At 62.9% G+C, this 17,909-nt stretch carries 13 protein-coding genes and 3 pseudogenes; 7 read left to right on the top strand and 9 right to left on the bottom strand.

What is annotated here, in order from left to right; all coding sequences use genetic code 11:
• The 3 genes from JDV09_RS16455 to cpaM all read right to left on the bottom strand — a co-directional run.
• A partial coding sequence (locus JDV09_RS16455; RefSeq protein ID WP_504740350.1) for an amidohydrolase family protein occupies positions 1-906 on the bottom strand: 906 nt, incomplete at its 3' end.
• Positions 907-1,319: 413 nt separating this feature from the next.
• A complete protein-coding gene (locus JDV09_RS16450) occupies positions 1,320-2,435 on the bottom strand; it encodes an HgcAB-like fusion protein (RefSeq protein WP_221370215.1) in 1,116 nt (371 codons plus the stop codon).
• Positions 2,432-3,073 carry a corrinoid protein-associated methyltransferase CpaM gene (gene cpaM / locus JDV09_RS16445; RefSeq protein WP_221370214.1) on the bottom strand — a complete coding sequence of 214 codons (642 nt, stop codon included), beginning with the start codon at positions 3,071-3,073 and terminating at the stop codon, positions 2,432-2,434. Before cpaM ends, JDV09_RS16450 begins: the two co-directional genes overlap by 4 nt.
• A 171-nt stretch (positions 3,074-3,244) precedes the next feature.
• On the opposite strand from cpaM, the pseudogene JDV09_RS16440 reads away from it, so the two are divergent.
• Positions 3,245-3,343 (top strand): annotated as a pseudogene (locus JDV09_RS16440) (HhH-GPD-type base excision DNA repair protein); the annotation flags it as partial.
• A 76-nt stretch (positions 3,344-3,419) separates the two neighbouring features.
• Here the strand turns inward: JDV09_RS16440 and JDV09_RS16435 are convergent.
• From JDV09_RS16435 to JDV09_RS16425, 3 genes are read right to left on the bottom strand one after another with little or no spacing between them, the layout of a single operon-like run.
• Positions 3,420-4,412: a CobW family GTP-binding protein gene (locus JDV09_RS16435; protein WP_221370213.1), complete on the bottom strand. Its 993-nt coding sequence runs from the start codon at positions 4,410-4,412 to the stop codon at positions 3,420-3,422.
• Positions 4,399-5,226: an MBL fold metallo-hydrolase gene (locus JDV09_RS16430; protein WP_221370212.1), complete on the bottom strand. Its 828-nt coding sequence runs from the start codon at positions 5,224-5,226 to the stop codon at positions 4,399-4,401. The genes JDV09_RS16435 and JDV09_RS16430 overlap by 14 nt, the downstream gene beginning before the upstream one ends.
• Positions 5,227-5,234: 8 nt before the next feature.
• The gene (locus JDV09_RS16425; protein ID WP_221370211.1) at positions 5,235-5,672 is read right to left on the bottom strand and encodes an MBL fold metallo-hydrolase; all 438 of its coding nucleotides are present in this window, start codon (positions 5,670-5,672) and stop codon (positions 5,235-5,237) included.
• A gap of 253 nt (positions 5,673-5,925) precedes the next feature.
• Here JDV09_RS16425 and JDV09_RS26875 point away from each other — a divergent pair.
• Positions 5,926-6,774 (top strand): annotated as a pseudogene (locus JDV09_RS26875) (helix-turn-helix transcriptional regulator); the annotation flags it as partial.
• A 267-nt stretch (positions 6,775-7,041) separates the two neighbouring features.
• Here the strand turns inward: JDV09_RS26875 and JDV09_RS16420 are convergent.
• From JDV09_RS16420 to JDV09_RS16410, 3 genes are all read right to left on the bottom strand, one after another.
• The gene (locus tag JDV09_RS16420; protein ID WP_221370210.1) at positions 7,042-7,725 is read right to left on the bottom strand and encodes a trimeric intracellular cation channel family protein; all 684 of its coding nucleotides are present in this window, start codon (positions 7,723-7,725) and stop codon (positions 7,042-7,044) included.
• Between the two features lie 79 nt (positions 7,726-7,804).
• A complete protein-coding gene (locus JDV09_RS16415; protein ID WP_221370209.1) occupies positions 7,805-8,896 on the bottom strand; it encodes a CobW family GTP-binding protein in 1,092 nt (363 codons plus the stop codon).
• On the bottom strand, positions 8,893-10,554 hold the full coding sequence (locus tag JDV09_RS16410) for an amidohydrolase (RefSeq protein WP_221370208.1): 1,662 nt from the start codon (positions 10,552-10,554) through the stop codon (positions 8,893-8,895). Before JDV09_RS16410 ends, JDV09_RS16415 begins: the two co-directional genes overlap by 4 nt.
• 498 nt (positions 10,555-11,052) lie before the next feature.
• On the opposite strand from JDV09_RS16410, the gene JDV09_RS16405 reads away from it, so the two are divergent.
• The 5 genes and pseudogenes from JDV09_RS16405 to JDV09_RS16385 form a co-directional block, all read left to right on the top strand.
• Positions 11,053-12,495 carry an amidohydrolase gene (locus tag JDV09_RS16405; RefSeq protein ID WP_221370207.1) on the top strand — a complete coding sequence of 481 codons (1,443 nt, stop codon included), beginning with the start codon at positions 11,053-11,055 and terminating at the stop codon, positions 12,493-12,495.
• A 38-nt stretch (positions 12,496-12,533) separates the two neighbouring features.
• Complete coding sequence (locus tag JDV09_RS16400; protein WP_221370206.1) at positions 12,534-13,550, top strand: bile salt hydrolase; 1,017 nt, start codon at positions 12,534-12,536, stop codon at positions 13,548-13,550.
• Positions 13,551-13,911: 361 nt separating this feature from the next.
• Entirely contained in the window at positions 13,912-16,689 is a 2,778-nt protein-coding gene (locus JDV09_RS16395) for a cation-translocating P-type ATPase (RefSeq protein WP_255605479.1), read from the top strand.
• Positions 16,690-16,864: 175 nt separating this feature from the next.
• Positions 16,865-17,635: a polyphosphate kinase 2 gene (ppk2, locus tag JDV09_RS16390; RefSeq protein WP_221370205.1), complete on the top strand. Its 771-nt coding sequence runs from the start codon at positions 16,865-16,867 to the stop codon at positions 17,633-17,635.
• A 146-nt stretch (positions 17,636-17,781) separates the two neighbouring features.
• Positions 17,782-17,909, top strand: a pseudogene (locus JDV09_RS16385) (IS5 family transposase); the annotation flags it as partial.

The following is a 17,909-nucleotide window of genomic DNA, read 5'->3' as shown; positions in this document are numbered from 1 at the left end:
CACGTCCTGGATCGTGTCCTCGTACCGGTGGCCGAGAGTCTCGACCCACATCTCCGGTTCCAGGAAGACGGCGTTGAGGGCCGTCGACCCGGCGGCGTAGGGGTAGATCTCACCCCAGACGTTCATGCCGCGCTCCCTCATTCGGGCCAGCAGCTCATGCACCAGGTTGTAGCCCGGATTGTTGAAGTGACAGGCCATGGCCGGAGCGCCCAGGGCTGCCGCATTCGCCAGCAATTCCTGGATACCGTTGGATTCGGTGACCTCTGTCCCGGGCGTATAACGAAAGTGGGCAGCGGTCTGCCGACCATAGAGACCGGCAAGTTTTTGTACCTCGAAGAACTCGCGGGCGGATACGCCGTCGCGCATATAGCCGAGCGTGGAGCCGATACCGAGCCCACCGGCCTGCAATCCTTCATCGATCAGTTGGAGAATCCTGTTGCCCTCCTCGAGGTTTGGGCGTTTCATCGACCACCCCGTTCCCACGGCGCGGCTCTTGATCGCCGAGGGGACGTCCTGGGCTCCGGTGAAACCATCCAGCACCTCGGAACGGGCGAACTCGTGGGCGACGGCTTGGCCGTAGTTCAACTGGGAGTTCCCTTTCCGCTCCCGATACCACTCATCGATGTAGGGACCGTGGGTGCCGAGTTCCAAGTCCAGGACGGTGGTCCGTCCATCACGCAGGGCGAGTTTGTTGGACCAGGGCCGGTGGTAGTGCCAATGGGTGTCGATGAAGCCCGGGGCCACCACCATCCCCTCGGCGTCAACGGTCTCCTCGCCGGTGATCTTCTTCGTCGTGATGGCGGCGATCCTGCCGTCCTCGATACCGACATTCCGGATGCCGTCGAAATTGGTCTCAGGGTCCATCACCCGACCCTTGTTGATGACAAGAGAGTATTCAGCAGCCATTTCCCGTTTTCGCCCCTTGGTGGACCGTTGTCACTACATCATGTTCTTGTCCATCTTTTCGTCTCGATGATCATCACGAAGTTCGTTTCGGGATAGGGGACGGGGCCGTCTGAGGGTCACAGACTCGCGGCAGCCACGGCCGGGGCCGGAAGTCATCGACTCTGGGCGCCGAATAGGACCCGGCAGTCCAGCACCTTGCGGTCGGTCAGGGCTCGGCAAGCTGCTCACCGACAACGCCTTGGCGCCGCTGGCCGGGGTGCTGCCCGATCAGCAGCAGGCCATGATGGCCAACCGGTAGCTGCTGGGGTCCCGTAGACCGGCTCCGGTACTACCTCGGTGTCCGGTCGTCCTAAGCTGGCCGACATGCCGAACCTTCAGCGTCGGTGCATCCGCCTTCTCGCCACGGTGGATGATCAATCAGGCATTTCGACGCTGCGGCGCCCCAGCATGTTCATGCGTGTCCGACGTATGGTCGGCGCCTCGACGACGCGGCCGTCGCCGTATCGGAAGCGCAATGCATCGGTAGGACACTGCACGATGCAGGCGCCGCATTGAATGCACCAATCGGGTTTCCTGATCTCCACCTTGTCTTGAGTCTCGTTCATTTCGAGCACGTCTCGCGGGCACACCTGCACACACTCCGCCGCAGCCGTGCAACGGGCGGCCATCAATTCGATGTGCGCCTCGTTGTGGAAAGTGTTGATATAGCTCCCATACCAGGGCGTGAACCCGGCGAGATCAATCGACGCAACCGCGATCGCGGCGACTGCCGCGACGCTCACCGCCGTCAGGCGAGCCGGTGTCGCCGCGTCAACGATTGACAACAATGCGCAACCGAAAAGGCCGGCCCCCGCTGCGAAGCCGGCGAATGTCAGAAAGCGCCGACGCCCTCGAACCTGCAGCCATGGAAGCAGGCCGAACAACGCGGCCACGAACAAGCCGACGGTCGCACCTCCCACCGCCATGGTTGCCCAACCGAACAGACCCGCCAAAATCGGAAGCAGGACAATCAGCATCGGCACAACGAGCAGCACCGCCATCTCCAGGCGTTCCCAGGCCGGAAAACGCATGGAGCGGTCGCTCTTGATCGTCTGCGCCCCGCGGTCGAGGTAGGCCGGCAGGTCTTCGAGTCGTGCCGGTCCCCACCGCGTCGCAAATCCCGTCGCTTCGGTGATCGGAGGGCGCTCGACGCCGGTGGCGCAGAGTTGCGGCAAGATGATTTCCCGATGGTCGACCTCATGTGCGAGCTCCGAGGTACGGATCGCGGAAATGATGTCGTGATGGGTGAGGTGGCCGCCACCTGCAGCGCACCACACATCGATTCCTTTGCTGTTGGCCACCAGCAACCAAGCATCATGGCCACGCAGCGCATCGCGAAGGCGTCGCACGGTGAGCGTGAAGTTACCGGTGACCAGCACCGGCGAGTGGCGGTCCGGCTTCCCGATGCGGATCAGCCCAGTCGGGGCGCGGTGCGGCAGCATGCCCAACACCCGGTCGCGGAGGTACGCAGGAAAGTCGGTGATCTTCATGACCGCGCCTTGTATGCGTGCAGGATCAGGAACCTCCCCGACCACATCCGCTCCTTCGAAGCGATCGAGAACCCGGCTGCCTGCACTCGTGCGCACAGACCACGCAGCGGCCTGGTCGTGGTCTGAGTGAGTAGATATGTCGCCGCCGCGAGCGGCAGCCGCCGCAGGCGATACCCGAGCCGCGAAAGGCGTCCCTCCGGTGTCGTCTCGTCAGCGATTACCAGCGCGCCCCCAGGGGCCAAACACGAATAAGCGGCGCGAAGCACGTAGTCCTGCTCCTCGGGCGACATCTCGCTCAGCGCCAGACATGACACGACCGCATCCAAGCTTTCCGCGGCAAAGCGATCCTCGATTTCCGCCGCGCCAAGCTGTACGAACTCCGCGCTGCCAGATGTGGAGCGCGGCTTGGTTCGGGCCATCTCCAGCATGCCCGCATCGATGTCGATGCCGGTCACGGTCGCACCGCGGGCCGCGCAGGCCACCGTTACGCCGCCGGTGCCACAGCCGATATCGAGGACTCGTTTGCCAGGTGCAGCAACCAGATCGGCGATGCGCTCGTAGACCGCGGCGATGCGCCCGCCCGACAGCATCCGGATGCCGCGGTCATAGCGCTCCGGCGCCGACTCCAGAACCTTCATCCAGACGAAACTAGTCATCGCAGTCCGATTATCGGCGCACGCCACGGCAAAATGTGGCCGGAGCCCGACTTCGTCGCCTTCGAGCACGAACGTTCACATGCGGCTGCCCCAACTCGACGTTGGCCGGCTCGGGTGGGCTGCCTCACGCCGCACAGTCCTACACTGGCCGACATACCGAACCTCCCACTGGTCCAAGATCCACCGGCTTATGCCGTGCTGGAATCCAACCCCTTCGCGTTGCTCGTCGGGATGCTCCTGGACCGGCAGGTGTGGATACGATTGCAACCCTGACCGGACCGGCCGATCTTTCGGGTGCGGGTGTTGTACCGGTACCTGGGGACGGCCCTCACAAGGGGCCGGTAGTACAGCCCTGCAACAGGGTGACGATGTCCTCGGCGGGCATGTTGTTCGCCCCGACCATGACGATCCGTGTGGACGGGGCTGTTTGGTACCACGGAGCGTCTGGCGTGATCGACACTCGTCGCCCGACGACCTGCAGGATGGAGCGGCGATCAGGTTCGTCGGTGCTGGCCAGCACGCCCTTCATCCGGTAGACGCTGCCGGGTAGCTCCTTTGCCACCCTCATCAGCCGGTGCGGGTCCATCGGTGCTGTTGTTCTGAAGCTGGCCGTGGTGAATCGCGCACCGTGCGGGTCTTCGCCGTCGTGTACCGGAGCAATGTCGTCAGTCCTGTTGAGGCCGATGAGCACGTCGACCGGTACATCGCCGTAGATGGCAGGAACGTAGCGGATCCGATGTACCCGATTGTTGATCCATGCCTGCACCTCGTTGAGTTGGTCAAGAGAAACAAGGTCGGTCTTGTTCAGTACGACGAGGTCGGCGCAGACGATCTGGCGGAGCTTGTGCTCCATCAGATCTGGGATATCCAGGAACTGCTCGCAGTCGAGCACCGTGATGACCCCGTCGAGCCGGAGTTGGGCGGCGAACATCTCCTGCGAGAACGTCATGGCCAGACTCATCGGCTCGGCCACGCCACTTGCTTCGAGCACGATGTGGTCCGGCCTGATGTCGCGCTCGAGCAGTGCGATGATCGCGGCCACGAGATCGTCGCGGACTTCGCAGCACACACACCCATTGGCCAGCGAGATCATCTCGTCGTCGACGCCCACGACGAGGTCCGCGTCGATGTTGATATCGCCGAAATCGTTGACGAGCACGGCGATCTTGCGGCCGTGCTCTCCGGCAAGGAGCCGGTTGAGCAGGGTGGTCTTCCCCGCTCCGAGGAACCCCGTGAGCACAGTGACCGGTACGAGATCATTCGGTACGAACTGACCACATGCGGTCGACACCTCGGTGTCGTGCGCATCAGTCGAGGTCATACCCGAAGTTCTCCATGATCTGCCGAATGGGCATCGTCAGCGGATCAGGTAGCCGGACCAGCGGCTCCTTGTACACGTCGGGAGGGTAGTAGGTGTGTGGATCGATCTCTAGATCTCGGGTGTGCTGCTCTTGCTGTTCTTCGCGGGGCAGGCGAGGACGGGGCAGATCTAATTCCTCAGGTACATCCTTTGTGCCCAATAGCTTGCGGAAGTCAGGAATTCGCGCGCCGGTCAGACCCGGGAGCACTGCCTTGCGGATCCAGATCGCATCCGAGGTCACATTGACCGTCACGACGTCGGGGGCGCCGAACGCGAAGAACCCGTCCCAGTGGGCCCGAATTCCGGCCACAGTCTCGGCAATCAGATCCTCTTCGAACTCAAAGTGGGTCACCATGCCGATTCGTGGGTTGACCTGCTTCATCAGGTAGCCGGCCGCATAGTGCGGGGTGTGATGGGTGTCAATGGTGTAGTCGTAGAGCCATTCGGGGACCCCGTACTTCTGCTGGATCAATCTCGCAGTGTCGTTCTGACATTCCGTGACGAACACGTCAACACCTGCGGCGTACTTCGCGGTTAATTCGTCGGGTCGGCCGTCACCTGTCCACACGAAGCTGAGCCCATTCCAGTCGAGTCGATACGCGCTCGCCCCGTCCTTGGCGTGTGATCGCCGCCAGTGCCTGACCTGGGTGCCGTTGCGGTCGAAACAGACGCCGTTCTCATCCTTCCAGTCGAACTCGTTCACATCGACTTCGTACCCATCGCCGATCGGGAAGTGATCGAAGGCCTCCAGATGCCATCGAAGCATCTGCTTCATTCCGTCGATCATTGCTTGCGTACCCAGTTCGGGGTCCGGCCGGACGGGCCGTGGACGCGAAGTGGAAGGTAGCGACCCGACCATGCGGAGAACGGGAGGAGGTAGGAGATGTCGTGGTAGTGGTCGACGTGCAGGTGGCTGATGAAGATGTCGTTGACTTCTTGCTGCGGCACCTGCATCGAGATGATGTTGCGCAGACAACCGGGACCGAAGTCGAAGAACAGCCGCTCACCGTTGCCCAGCTCGACCATGATCGATGTTCCCGCCTGGTCGCGCCGCGGCGGGAACGGTGTCGAACCGACGAACGAGATCCGCATCTCGTCAGCACCGAGTTCTTCGGTGCCCGGGTAGTACTGGTTGCGGCTCTGCACCGAGGGGGTCGGCTTGAAGTATTCGGGCAGGCTGATCCCAGTGCCTGGGCCGCCGCCGTATGGGTTCGTCGGCATCGTGGTCACAATCGCGGAGTTTTTCACACTGACGTTCGGCGCGATATCCACTATCGGAACTGTCGAGACTATCGCTGGCGGACTTGTGATGTGCCGCCGACTTCATTGAGAACGGACGTCGGCGGCCTTGGGAACCAGCGCTATGGCAGTGGCGGTCCTGTTCCGAAACAGAACTCGAACCGCGCGATTTCGTTAGGGTCGAGTTGTGGCCGGCCGGACCGATATCCCACAGCGCGAGCGGTCGGTTCCGGCGATGGTTGTGCGCGGAACCGATATCGAGGTCATCGAGGAAGCCATCGCGGGTATTCCTCTGGAAGCGGCCCAACTCACCAATACTCGGGGCCACGTCACCGTCGGGGGGCTCCAACTCGGCGACACATCGGCGAGTTTTGGTGCGTTTGACTTCCCTCTGGTCACGTTCGGCGAGGTGAATCCCGGCACGGATGTGATCGGTGTTCCCCTTACCCTGGCCGAGGGTTCCTGGAACGGTGTCGAACTCGATCCGCGGTCCCTGTGGCGTTACACGCCCGGATGTGAACACGGTGGTACGGCCCGCCAGCCGCTCACTTTTGCCGCCCTCACCGTTCCCCATGATGAGGCCGGTACCGCGGGAGCCGACGGCCTCACGGTGACGGAAGACGACGAGGTCGCTCGGTTGGGACTCCTGTTGAGGACGGTCTGTGATTGTCTTTTTAGCGGCATCGTGACTCCGGAACTGCTCCCGGTACTGGAAGCCGACTTGCGAACGACGCTGGACGACGCCCTCGCGGGGACGGTTCCGGCGGAACCGAGGTTGAAGGCATCGGCGCGAATCGTCCGTTCGTGTCTCGAAGCCGCCGACCAAATCGGCCCGAGTCCGCGGGTGTCGGCCCTGGCCGCCACCATTGGCGTGACCGACCGTTGGATCAGGGCCGCATTCGACAGGGAGTTCGGTGTGTCGCCGACCGCATTCTTCCGGGCCAGGAATCTCCATCGCGCCCGCCATGATCTACGAATGGCGAACACCGCGGACAGCACGGTCACCGATGTGGCTATGCGCTGGGGATTCTGGCACCCGGGACGGTTTTCCGGGCTCTACCGCCGAGTCTTCGGCGAGCTGCCCAGCGAGACGCTCCAGGTATTCCCTGATCGCCTCGCTTCGAATCTGGATAGCCGTCAGCGGGCTCCCCGCGCTGATGCTGTGGTCACCGGAATATGCAGTAGTCGGATATGCAACGTCACCAGGACGGCGCCGGGGCCCGCCGGGAAGAGTAGCGCGGCTGCGCCGCCCACCTCAGCGGCGTACCTGGCTGACTTCATCCCGTATTTGTTTCGGCGCCGTGCGAAGTGGGTCCGGGAGGTCAGACCGGCGCATGTCACTCCGATCGCCTCAACTCGAGGAGCCGCGGCCTCCGGACTGGCCATTCTGGTGTTTCCCGAACCGAATGAATTCGCCGGGTGGGCCCATGCGGATGTCGAGAGTTATCGCCAACGCCCGCAGGACGAATGCTGCTAGGACTGATCCCAGTTCTGTGGGGATTTCGGGGGCGCCGAAATGGCGCAGACCAGCGTAGGTAAGCGACCCCAGTAGTGCGGCGGTGGCATACAGCTGTCCGCTCGTGATCATGGGCTGGGTGTTGGTGAGCACATCACGAATGATCCCGCCTCCGGTCGCGGTCACCATGCCCATGAAGACCGCGATCACAAACGGCGCGCCGAATTCAAGAGCGATGTGGCAGCCGACGACTCCGAACGCCGACAAGCCGAGGGCGTCGGCCCAGATCATTCCCTTCCGGTAGCTGATGTGGCTTCTGATCACCAGAAAGGTCGCCAGGGCGGCCACCATGCAGAGGATTAGCTCGAGCGGGTTCTGTGTCCACCAGACGGTGCGACCCAGCAGCAGGTCACGGAGGGTTCCGCCGCCGATCCCGGTGATGGTGCCGATCAACACGAACCCGAGCACATCCATCCGGTAGCGGGCTGCCGTCAGTGCGCCGCTGACCGCGAACACGACATCGCCGAAGTAGGTGATCATCATGATGCTGGTACTCAGCGGTGCGATTTCGGCTCCCATGATCTCCCTCAGCCACCAATCAGATCGAGGAGCAGACATTCACTGTGCACCGTGGTCGAAACGCGCATGGCACAAGTTCTCAGGCCGAGTCCATCGCAGCATTGCGGCCTGCCACGCACGCCTCGAGGCGCACTCTTGTAGTGGTTGGGTCCAGCAGTCCCGGTGGGCCGATGAAGACAAGGCTCGAGCGCGGCCTCTCGTCTTCCCATGGCTGGCCTGGTGTGCAGCTCCAGCGTGCGCCTACGCGTTGGTAGATCGTGCGATGTGTGGTCGTGTCCACCAGGTGCAGTACACCTTTAGCGCGCAGCAGCGCCTTCGGCAGGCTGTTGAAGAACGCGTGCAGATGGTCGCGCTCGAGCGGATCGTCGATCGTCACACTCACGCTTTCGAAGGCGCGTGCGTGGTCCTCAGGATCCCCAGCCGCGGTTTGCATGCCGCGCGTTGTGTTGACGCGCAAGACGACCTCCGGCGGAATGTCTCCCCCTATTGCTTCGACGACGGATTTGTCGGGGTGGTGAGTTGCGAGCCATTCCCATGTCAGGGCCTGCTGCGCTTCGTCGATCAGATCGACTTTGGTGAGCACGATCAGGTCGGCAGCCGCGATCTGGTTGCCGAACAGCCTGCTGGTCAGCGGATTCTCGGCGCGCTCGTGAAGGGTTTCGGCGTCGATCGCAACCAGAATGCCGTCGAGGTGGACTGCCTGGTTGGTCAGCGCGGTCTGCGCGATCCCGGTCGGGTCGGCGATGCCACTGGCCTCGAGCACGATCGTCTCGGGGGCCACGTCACGCTCGGCGAGTTCGATCAACGTGTTGGTCAGGTCGGCTGACACGGCGCAACAGGCGCAACCGTTGGTGAGGGTGATCATGTCGTCGGTCTGGGAGGCCACCAGGGCCGCGTCGATGTTGATCCGGCCGAAGTCGTTGACCAGCACCACGAGGCGGCGTCCGTGCGGTTCGGTGAGCAGATGGTTCAACAACGTCGTCTTTCCCGAGCCCAGAAAACCACCGATGATGGTCAGCGGCAGGGACCGTTCCGGCGCGCGTATTTTGCGTCCCCGGTTCTTGAGTGCCGCGAAGACCATTCCGGACAGTGCCTGCTGTGCTTCCTGGGCTGTGGTATAGGGATCGGCGGCCAACCCGCCCTGTTGGGGTGTCTTCGCATCGGGCGTCACTGTTTGGCCTTGAACAGCGTGCCCGACAAGGCGGTGCCCCAGATCGGGATGTCTTTGATGTGTGTGGGATCGACCTCGAAGGGGTCCTGGTCGAGGATGGTGAAGTCGGCGAACTTGCCCTGTTCCAGGCTGCCGATCTGGTCCTCCATTCCGAGGATGTAGGCGGCGTCGATGGTCACTGCGCGAACCGCGCGCTCGACCCCGATGCACTCGTCCGGGGCCACCACGGTTTCACCGTCTTCGGCGATCCGGGTCGCTGCGGTGTAGACCGCGGTGAGCGGATGCATCGGCACGACCACCAGCGGGTAGTCGGAGTGCAGCGCGAAGATGACCCCTTCACGCTGCAGGGTGCCCAGCCGCGCCACGGTGTCGGAGCGGTCTGGTCCGTAGGCATGGGTGCGGTGCAGCAGGGCGCGGAAGTGGCAGAAGTAGTTGTTCACGCTGGCCACCCCGCCGAGAGCCTTCAGGCGGCGCGCCTGCATCGGGTTGCTGATTGAGTAGTGCTCGATCGCGAATCGGTGGTCGAACCGCGGATGGGTTGCCTGGAGCTGCGCCAGCGCATCCAGCGTGTCGTCAATCGCCTTGTCTCCGTTGGCATGGCAGTGGATCTGGATACCGGTCTTCCAATACGGCAGCATGCCGTTGACGATGTCGGTGTCGGCGGTCTGGCCATTCGTGCCGTCGAGATAACCTGGGAAGTTCACCCGCGAACCCATCAACGGAAACGAGCCGTCGGTCTGGAACTTGACGCCACGGAAATAGAGTTTGTCGGTTTCCTGTGTGCGCAGGTCCTCGATGACGTCGACCGCTTTGTCACCGTGGGCCTTGGCGAACGACGCCGCATGTGGCACCAGGCGCATCCGGACCGGGAACGAGGGATCGGCAGTCGCTTCCTGGTGATCCTGCAATTCAGCGTCGACGTTGATGACACCGAACATCATGTCCGAAACCGTGGTCACCCCTGCCCGATTGGCGATTGCGGCCATGAACTTCAGACCTTCGACGCTGCAGAGCCGGGTGATCTCATCAATAACGGGAGCGCAACTCAGCGCAAAGCCCGCCGGCTCGGTGAAGACGCCGGTGAGCCGGCCGCCGGGATCGCGGTGGACGTTGGGACTGTCCAGGTCATCCGGAATGTTCGCACGCTCGAGCGCGGCGCTGTTCAAGTAGTAGAAATGCGGCGCCCACGACAGGATCCAGATCGGGCGTTCCGAAGTAATCTGGTCGAGCGTGTCACGGTTGAGGGTGCCGCCCTGCTGCGCCTCGTCGTATCCCCAGGCGATGATCGGTTTCGTCAAATCCTTTTCCTGCTCATGGAGTTTGCGCAGATGGGCGATGACCTCGTCGAACGTCGACAAAGGCTTGTTCATGCCGCCGGGCGCCGGCCACGGGAGCGGCCCGATGAATTCCATCGACACGAACCCGGCCGACATCCAGAAATGCGTATGCGGTTCGATGAACCCGGGCAGGATGACCTTGTCCTTCAAAGTGTCGTCAACGACGACCTCATGAGCCGACAGCCACGGCTGCATCGACTCCCGGGTCCCAGTGCACAGGACGCGTCCATCCAGGACGGCCACGGCCTCCGCCTCCGGGCGTCCGGGATCCATCGTGCGGACCTTGCGGGCAAGATAAACGGTCACGGCCCCGGTGCTCATGTCGTGGTCTCCTTCAGAAATTCTCGGCGCTGACATGTCGCGCTCTTGCTCGATCGTGTCTTACTTGCGGCCTTCGCACGTGATTCTCATGGACTTCGGTGGACGCCGATCAGGACATCGTGACGTTTGGCAGTGTCAAGCGGACACTGCTATCTGAAGAGGCAGGTTCACGCGAGATGATGCACCGAAGCTCCGTCGAATGCAGACCTCGTCGGCGCAACCAACACCTCCGCCACGCTCTGGCGGACGGTGAGTGATCACGAATTCGGGCGTTAGCATTCGGCAACGCTGCGGCCCGTGATCTTCTGGATCGACCTGGACATGCTGAACCTGGACAAGGGAGCGGGGACGAGAGACTCGAGGCACTCGGTTCCAACGTTCTTGGCGCCGGTGTCAGCCGAGTTCACACCGGCGGAGCCATGCCAATTCAGCAGCGAGGCGAACATGCGTTGATCGAGGCCTCCGGGCCTGATCATTCTTGAAGAAAGTGGCGGTCCCATGTCTGACTATTCAAAACTCGGCAACGAAGTGGACGCAGTGGCCGACGAGATCTGGGATCTCGCGCAGCATGTCTGGGAGTTCGCCGAATTGGGTTTCGGAGAAACGAAGAGCTCGGCCTACGCCTCCGCGATGTTGGAAAAACACGGCTTCGCGATCGGCGATCGAGGCATCGGCGGACTCGACACTTCGTGGATCGCAACCTGGGGTAGCGGATCACCCACGATCGGCATCTTGGTCGAATACGACGCTCTGCCCGGGCTCGGCAACGACACCAAGCCCACCAAGACACCGGCGCCGAGCGGCAACACCAACGGCCACGGCTGCGGGCACAACCTGATCTGCTCCACGTCGATCGGCGCCGCGATTGCGCTGAGGACACACATGGACAAGGAAGAGATTCCCGGCACCATGAAGGTCTTCGGCTGTCCGGCCGAAGAAAAGATGACCGGCAAGAACTACATGGCCCAGGCTGGGGCCTTCCAGGGACTCGACGCCTGCCTGCACAATCATCCCGGACCGTTGAACACGGTATGGAATTTTCACTCCACGGCCATGGTCGATTTGATCGTCGAGTGGAACGGGGTGACTGCCCACGCCGGCCAGGCTCCCTGGCAAGGCCGCAGCGCCCTGCATGCCGTCGAGATCTTTCTCGTCGCCGCCAACATGATGCGTGAGCAGATGCTGCCAACCGCGCGGCTGCACTATCAGATTCTGGAAGGGGGCACGGCGGTCAACGTCATTCCCGACTACGCCAAGGTGCTCATCCGTTACCGGGGGCCGAGTGCGGAGAACGTGACGGAGTACAAGAACTGGCTGATCGATATGGCCAAGGGCGCGGCGTTGTCAACGCAGACCACGGAAACGGTCACCTTGATCACCGGAACATTGGATGTGGTGGGCAATGACCCGCTCGCCGAGAACATGTACGGCCACATGCAACGGTACTTCCCGATCGAGTGGACCGACGACGAGCAGGTCTACGCCAAAGCGATCCAGAAGGAGATGGACCTGCCCGAGACGGGGATGGCCACTGCGATGGCGGGAATGCCAACATCCAAGGTGGAGGTCGGCGGCTCGTCCGATGTCGGCGACGTCAGCTGGAACGTGCCGACCATGGGAGTCGTCCACGCAGCGTGGCCGCAGGGCATCTCGCCGCATCAGTGGGGTTGCACCGCGTGTCACGGCATGAGCATCGGGCACAAGGCGACCATCCAGGCAGCCAAGACGATGGCAGCCACCGGGCTGGATCTCCTCACCCAGCCGGCATTGATCAAGGCCGCCTGGCAAGACTTCAAGAAACAGACGAAGGGCCAGCCCTACAAAAGCCTCAACGAACTGCCGAAGCCGCCGGGAGGACAGATGCTGCCGGATGAGAGAAGTCACTACGAATGCTGCATCCACGGCGCGTTGGAACATTTCGGGATTGAAGAACCTGTTTAGCGAATGACCGATCCAAGACACCCGAAGGGAGATAGGCCATGTGCTCGCGAGTGATGTGGCAGGTGGAAGGACAGCCCGTTCTTGTCGGACGGAACATGGATTGGACCGAGCGGATGGGAACCAAGCTCTACGCGATTCCGGCCGGCGTCGAGCGGGAGGGGCTGGTCGAGACCAATCCGATCACGTGGACCTCGAAGTACGGCAGCGTCGTGGCGGCGGTCTGGGACTGCGCGGTCCCTGATGGCATGAACGCAGCGGGCCTGACCGCGAGCATGCTCTACCTGGCGGAAACACGGTACGGCGATCGCGATCCCGCACGACTCGGGCTCTCGGTTTCGCTGTGGGCTCAGTACTATCTGGACAATTGTGCGACGGTCGCCGAGGCGGTCGAGGCGACCAAGTCCTTGCAGGTGCGTTCGTTCGAGATGATCCACCTTGGCAAGCTGGCGGATGCGCCGATGCATCTCTCGCTGGCTGACGCGACCGGTGATTCGGCCGTCATCGAAATCCTCGATGGCCAGCCCGTGATCCATCACGGGCCGCAGTTCACGGTGGTAACGAATTCGCCGACCTACGACGAGCAGTTGATTCTGCTCAAGCAGTACGAGGGGCTGGGCGGTAAGAAACCCTTGCCGGGAACCGCCGAAGCCGAAGATCGTTTCGTTCGGGGCGCCTACTACCTGACCCAGCTGCCGCAGAATCCGGCGTCGTATCAAGAGGCCGTCGCCGGTGTGCTCAGCGTGATCCGGAACATGGCCACGCCGATCGGCTTCGTGGATCCCGTCAAGCCGAACGTCTCGCCGACACAGTGGCGGACGATCTGCGATCTCACGCACCGGCGGTACTACTTCGAATTGACGAATATGCCCAACGTCGTATGGGTCGATCTGGAAAAGCTGGATCTGCAAGAAGGCGCCCCGGTTCAGATGTTCGACCTGGCCTCAGATCTTGACGCTGCCGGCGAGATCTCGGGAAGGTTCCGGCCCGCTGATCCGATCGAGTTCCAGATGGCGGGCACAGCGGTGACCTGGAAACCGACCCCCAAAACGGCGTGAATGCAAGGCCCCGGCGTCTGTCTGTCGGATGCTGATTCGGACGAACAGCTCGATGCATGATTGCGGGATTTTGTACATGTATGGAAGGAACGTGAGAGCTGGCGTGGGCGGTTCAGGGTGTAAACGTTAACAACCGCATATTCGACTGTGTCCTCCACGTTTGACGGCCACTGAGATACCGGTATTGACCGAGTCCGACTTGACCGACCTTGAACGTGTTGCGTTCGACAAGACGGTAACGGCCCAACTCGATGCATCGGGGCAACATGGAACCGGTGCTGCCGGCGACACGGATTTGCCACTGTCACCGTCGCGATTCACCCCCGCAACCCCGGCAATCGCCGGGTAATATCCATCGGCGATGAGCGACTCGATGCCGACCGCCGGTGGTGAGGAGCTGCCACCGTATGTGCGTGCCGCCACCGACGTTGCGGAGTCTCTGGGGACCGATACGGCTTCGGGACTCAGCAGCACGGAAGCCATGAACCGGCTGACTCGGTACGGGCCCAACGAGATCACCACCGAGAAGCCACCGTCGGTGTGGGTGATCGCCGCCGGGCAGTTCGCCAATCCGATGAACATCATGTTGGTCGCGGTATCGGCGGTGAGCTTCGCGATCGCCCAGATCCCGACGGCAGTCATCGTGGCCGTGCTGATCCTGCTCAACGTCGTGCTCGGTTCGCGTCAAGAGTTGAAGGCCAGGGCGAGCGTAACCGCGCTGTCGAATCTGCAAGTACCACAGGCGAAGGTCATGCGTGACGGCGTGCTCACGTTGATACCGGCGGCCGACATTGTGCCGGGTGACGTGGTGCAGGTCGAGGCCGGTGACATCGTCCCCGCCGATGGCCGCATCGTCCGTTCGGCGACGCTGCAAACCCAGGAGGCAGCGCTGACCGGCGAAAGTGCGCCGGTAAGTAAGGATCCCGGCGCGCTCCCCGGCGCCGAAGTCGCGCTCGGGGACCGCACTAACATGCTGTTCCAGAACACCTCGGTGACCCGTGGCACCGCCTCGATGGTCATCACCGCGACCGGTATGCACACCCAGATGGGTCAGATCGCGACGATGCTCACAGCGGTGACACGGACGCGGTCGCCGTTGCAGAAAGAGCTCGATTCCCTCACCAAGGTCCTCGGCTTCATTGCCTGGACCGCGGTCGCTGTCATCGTCGTCATCGGTGCCGTGCGTGGCGCTGACGCACAGGAACTCTTCTTGCTCGGGACCGCGGTGGCGATCTCCGCGATCCCGACCGGTCTGCCGGCATTCGTCTCCGGACTGCTGTCGATGGGCGCAAAGCAGCTCGCCGACGCCAATGCGATTGTCAAGAACCTCACCGACGTCGAAACCCTGGGTGCGACGAGCGCGATTAACACCGACAAGACCGGAACACTGACGATGAACCAGATGATGGTGTCGGCCATCTACGCAAACGGTGCCTGGTTCAGCGTCGACGGCGAGGGCTACCGCAAGAGCGGTGCAATCAGGTCCGCCGCCGGCATGTCGCTGCCGGATTTCACCGACCTCGCATTGGGAATGGTCTTGGACAGCGACGCCACCGTCGCCGACGACGGCTCGGTGGTCGGTGATCCGACCGAGGCCGCGCTTGTCGTGCTGGCCGCCAAGCTCAACATCGACGCCGAGGAGACGCGGCGGACCTATCGCCGACTCGCCGAGGTGCCGTTCGACGCCGACTACAAGTTCATGGCCACCTTCCACCGGGTCACGTTCGACGGACGCGACCGTGTCATAGAGCTGATGAAGGGCGCCCCCGACGTCGTATTGGCCCGCTGCGCCCGTTCCGCGGGACCCCTGAACAACACTCACGTGCCGATCGCCGACGCACACCCGGACATCGAGGCCGCCAACGAACGAATGGGGCAGCGCGGCCTGCGCGTTCTCGCGTTCGCTTTCCGCTTCGTCGACGATGACGAACTCGACCTGATGGCGACTGACCCGATGGCGCTGACCCACGACCTCGACTTCGTCGCGATGGTCGGCATCATCGACCCGCTGCGCGCGGAGGCCAAGGCGGCGGTCCGCACCGCGCTCGGCGCCGGCATCGATGTACGCATGATCACCGGCGACCATGTGGTGACCGCCAAGGCGATCGGCGGAGACCTCGGGCTCGGACCGGGAGCCACGAGCGGAAGCGAGCTGCAAGCACTGTCGGACCACGCACTTTCGACACGATTGGCCGAGTTGCACGTGTTCGGCCGAGTCTCTCCCGAACACAAACTCCGTCTCACCCGCGTGATGCAGGAACAGGGGCTGATCGTCGCCATGACCGGAGACGCCGTCAACGACGCGGCGGCATTGAAGCAGGCCGACATCGGCGTTGCGATGGGCTCGGGTAGCGAGGTCACCAAGCAGGCGGGGAGGATGATCCTCACCGACGACAACTTCGGCACCCTGGTCAACGCGGTCGCGATCGGTCGGCGGGTCTACGAGAAGGTCGTCTGCTACGTCCGCTACCAGATGACACAACTGCTGGCGCTGGTGATCCTTTTCCTGGCAGCTACCGTCTTCAACGTCAACGAGGGGGTCGCACTGACCCCCCTGATGGTCCTCTACCTGCTCGTGTTCGTTACCTCGTCGGGTGTTGTCGTGATCGCGCTCGACCCCGGGGATCCCGACGTCATGCGACGCCCGCCCCGTGACCCGAAGAGGCCGATCGCGAACCGCTCGGCGGTGATGTTGTGGATCGTCTACGGCGCGGTGCTCGCCGCCGCCGCTTTCGTGCCACTCGTCGCTGGCCCCGATCAGCCCAGCACCGGCCGCGCCAGCGTGTCACTGACGATGACATTCGTTGTGATGGGTCTCGGTACGGTCTTCAACGCCGCGACCAACCGACGCGACCCCGCCAGCGGTCTGGCGCCACCGATCCTCACCGCGCTTGCGGTGTCGCTGGTCCCGATCATTCTGATCTTCTTCGCGACACAACTGCCGAGCCTGCAGAAGGGACTGCTCACGACGGCCCTCACCGGTTCGCAATGGCTGGCTGCCATCGGGCTCGCACTCGCGTTGCCGCTCGTCGTGGAGACCGGCAAGTGGGCGCGTCGGCGCCGCGAGCCACGGGCCGCTGCACTCGACATCGAACGTGCCGTAGCCCCATCCGCCGGTCGCATCCTGACGGAACGATGACCATGGAAGCGCAAGATCAGCAGTAGCGTCCGTCATTGAGGAGCTGAACAGGCGTGGCTAAGCAGAAGAAGGCGAAGACCAAGGACAAGCGCCGCCGTGCGGCAGACTCACCGCCCGCCACGGCGCTGGCGGGTGCCGATCGCACGCGCCCGAAGATGAATGAGCGCGCCCGAAGATGAATGAGAAGGAATACCAGCACGAGTTGCGACGCCTGCATGGCGAGTTGGTGGCGATGCAAGAGTGGGTCAAAGACACAGGTGCGAAGGTCTGCATCGTGTTCGAGGGCCGAGACACCGCGGGCAAGGGCGGCGCGATCAAGGCGATCACCGAACGGGTAAGTCCACGGGTGTTCCGCGTCGTCGCGCTGCCGGCGCCCACCGAACGCGAGAAGACCCAGATGTATGTCCAGCGTTACATCCCACACCTTCCTGCCGGAGGAGAGGTCGTGATCTTCGACCGCAGTTGGTACAACCGCGCCGGTGTCGAACGCGTCATGGGTTTCTGCACGGAAGACGAGGCTGAGCGGTTCCTCGAGAACGCACCCGCGGTCGAACAGGCGGTTGTGGAGTCCGGCATCAGGCTCATCAAGTACTGGCTCGAGGTCAGCGCCGACGAACAGACGCGCCGGCTGCAGAGCCGCATCGGGGATCCGCGCAAGATCTGGAAGCTCTCGGACATGGACTTGGCGTCATACGCGCGTTGGGACGATTACTCGCGGGCGCGCGATGCGATGTTCGCCGCGACCGACACGGTGTGGGCGCCGTGGCATGTGGCCCACACCGACGACAAGAAGAAGGCGCGTCTCAACATCATCAGCCACTTGCTCAGCCAGATCCCATACGAGCCCGTGAAGAGGAAGAAAGTGACGTTACCCAAGCGTGTCATGACCGGCGACATCGAGCAGAGAACCGGGCCTTGGCCCCAATCCATCCCAACGCCCTTCTGAGCTTCCGGCGACCAGCCCACCTTCAAACGCGCATGCCCGCATCAGCGATGGCTACATCGACGAAGGCCACACCAGTAGATCCACTTCCCATCGGACTAGGGCGTGTCTCCGTAATATTCGCGCCTTGACCGGCGACGATTGTGACCGTGACGCGGATGGGTGTGATTTCTGATGGGTTCTGGTCGGCCGTCGAGTCGGTTATGCCCTCGGATGTAGGTAAGCGGGGCAACAGATTCAGCGATCACCGGTTGATCTTGGAAGGGATCGCGTGGCG

Source organism: Mycolicibacterium xanthum (assembly GCF_019710635.1).
GTDB lineage: Bacteria > Actinomycetota > Actinomycetes > Mycobacteriales > Mycobacteriaceae > Mycobacterium > Mycobacterium xanthum.
This window is presented reverse-complemented; position numbering and strand designations above follow the sequence as displayed.

Bases quoted from the DNA above. Each gene is read 5' to 3' on its own strand.
- JDV09_RS16450 (WP_221370215.1), bottom strand. From the start codon at position 2,435: ATGAAGATCACCGACTTTCCTGCGTACCTCCGCGACCGGGTGTTGGGC.
- cpaM (WP_221370214.1), bottom strand. From the start codon at position 3,073: ATGAAGGTTCTGGAGTCGGCGCCGGAGCGCTATGACCGCGGCATCCGG.
- JDV09_RS16435 (WP_221370213.1), bottom strand. From the start codon at position 4,412: ATGACCTCGACTGATGCGCACGACACCGAGGTGTCGACCGCATGTGGT.
- JDV09_RS16430 (WP_221370212.1), bottom strand. From the start codon at position 5,226: ATGAAGCAGATGCTTCGATGGCATCTGGAGGCCTTCGATCACTTCCCG.
- JDV09_RS16425 (WP_221370211.1), bottom strand. From the start codon at position 5,672: ATGCCGACGAACCCATACGGCGGCGGCCCAGGCACTGGGATCAGCCTG.
- JDV09_RS16420 (WP_221370210.1), bottom strand. From the start codon at position 7,725: ATGGGAGCCGAAATCGCACCGCTGAGTACCAGCATCATGATGATCACC.
- JDV09_RS16410 (WP_221370208.1), bottom strand. From the start codon at position 10,554: ATGAGCACCGGGGCCGTGACCGTTTATCTTGCCCGCAAGGTCCGCACG.
- JDV09_RS16405 (WP_221370207.1), top strand. From the start codon at position 11,053: ATGTCTGACTATTCAAAACTCGGCAACGAAGTGGACGCAGTGGCCGAC.
- JDV09_RS16400 (WP_221370206.1), top strand. From the start codon at position 12,534: ATGTGCTCGCGAGTGATGTGGCAGGTGGAAGGACAGCCCGTTCTTGTC.
- JDV09_RS16395 (WP_255605479.1), top strand. From the start codon at position 13,912: ATGAGCGACTCGATGCCGACCGCCGGTGGTGAGGAGCTGCCACCGTAT.
- ppk2 (WP_221370205.1), top strand. From the start codon at position 16,865: ATGAATGAGAAGGAATACCAGCACGAGTTGCGACGCCTGCATGGCGAG.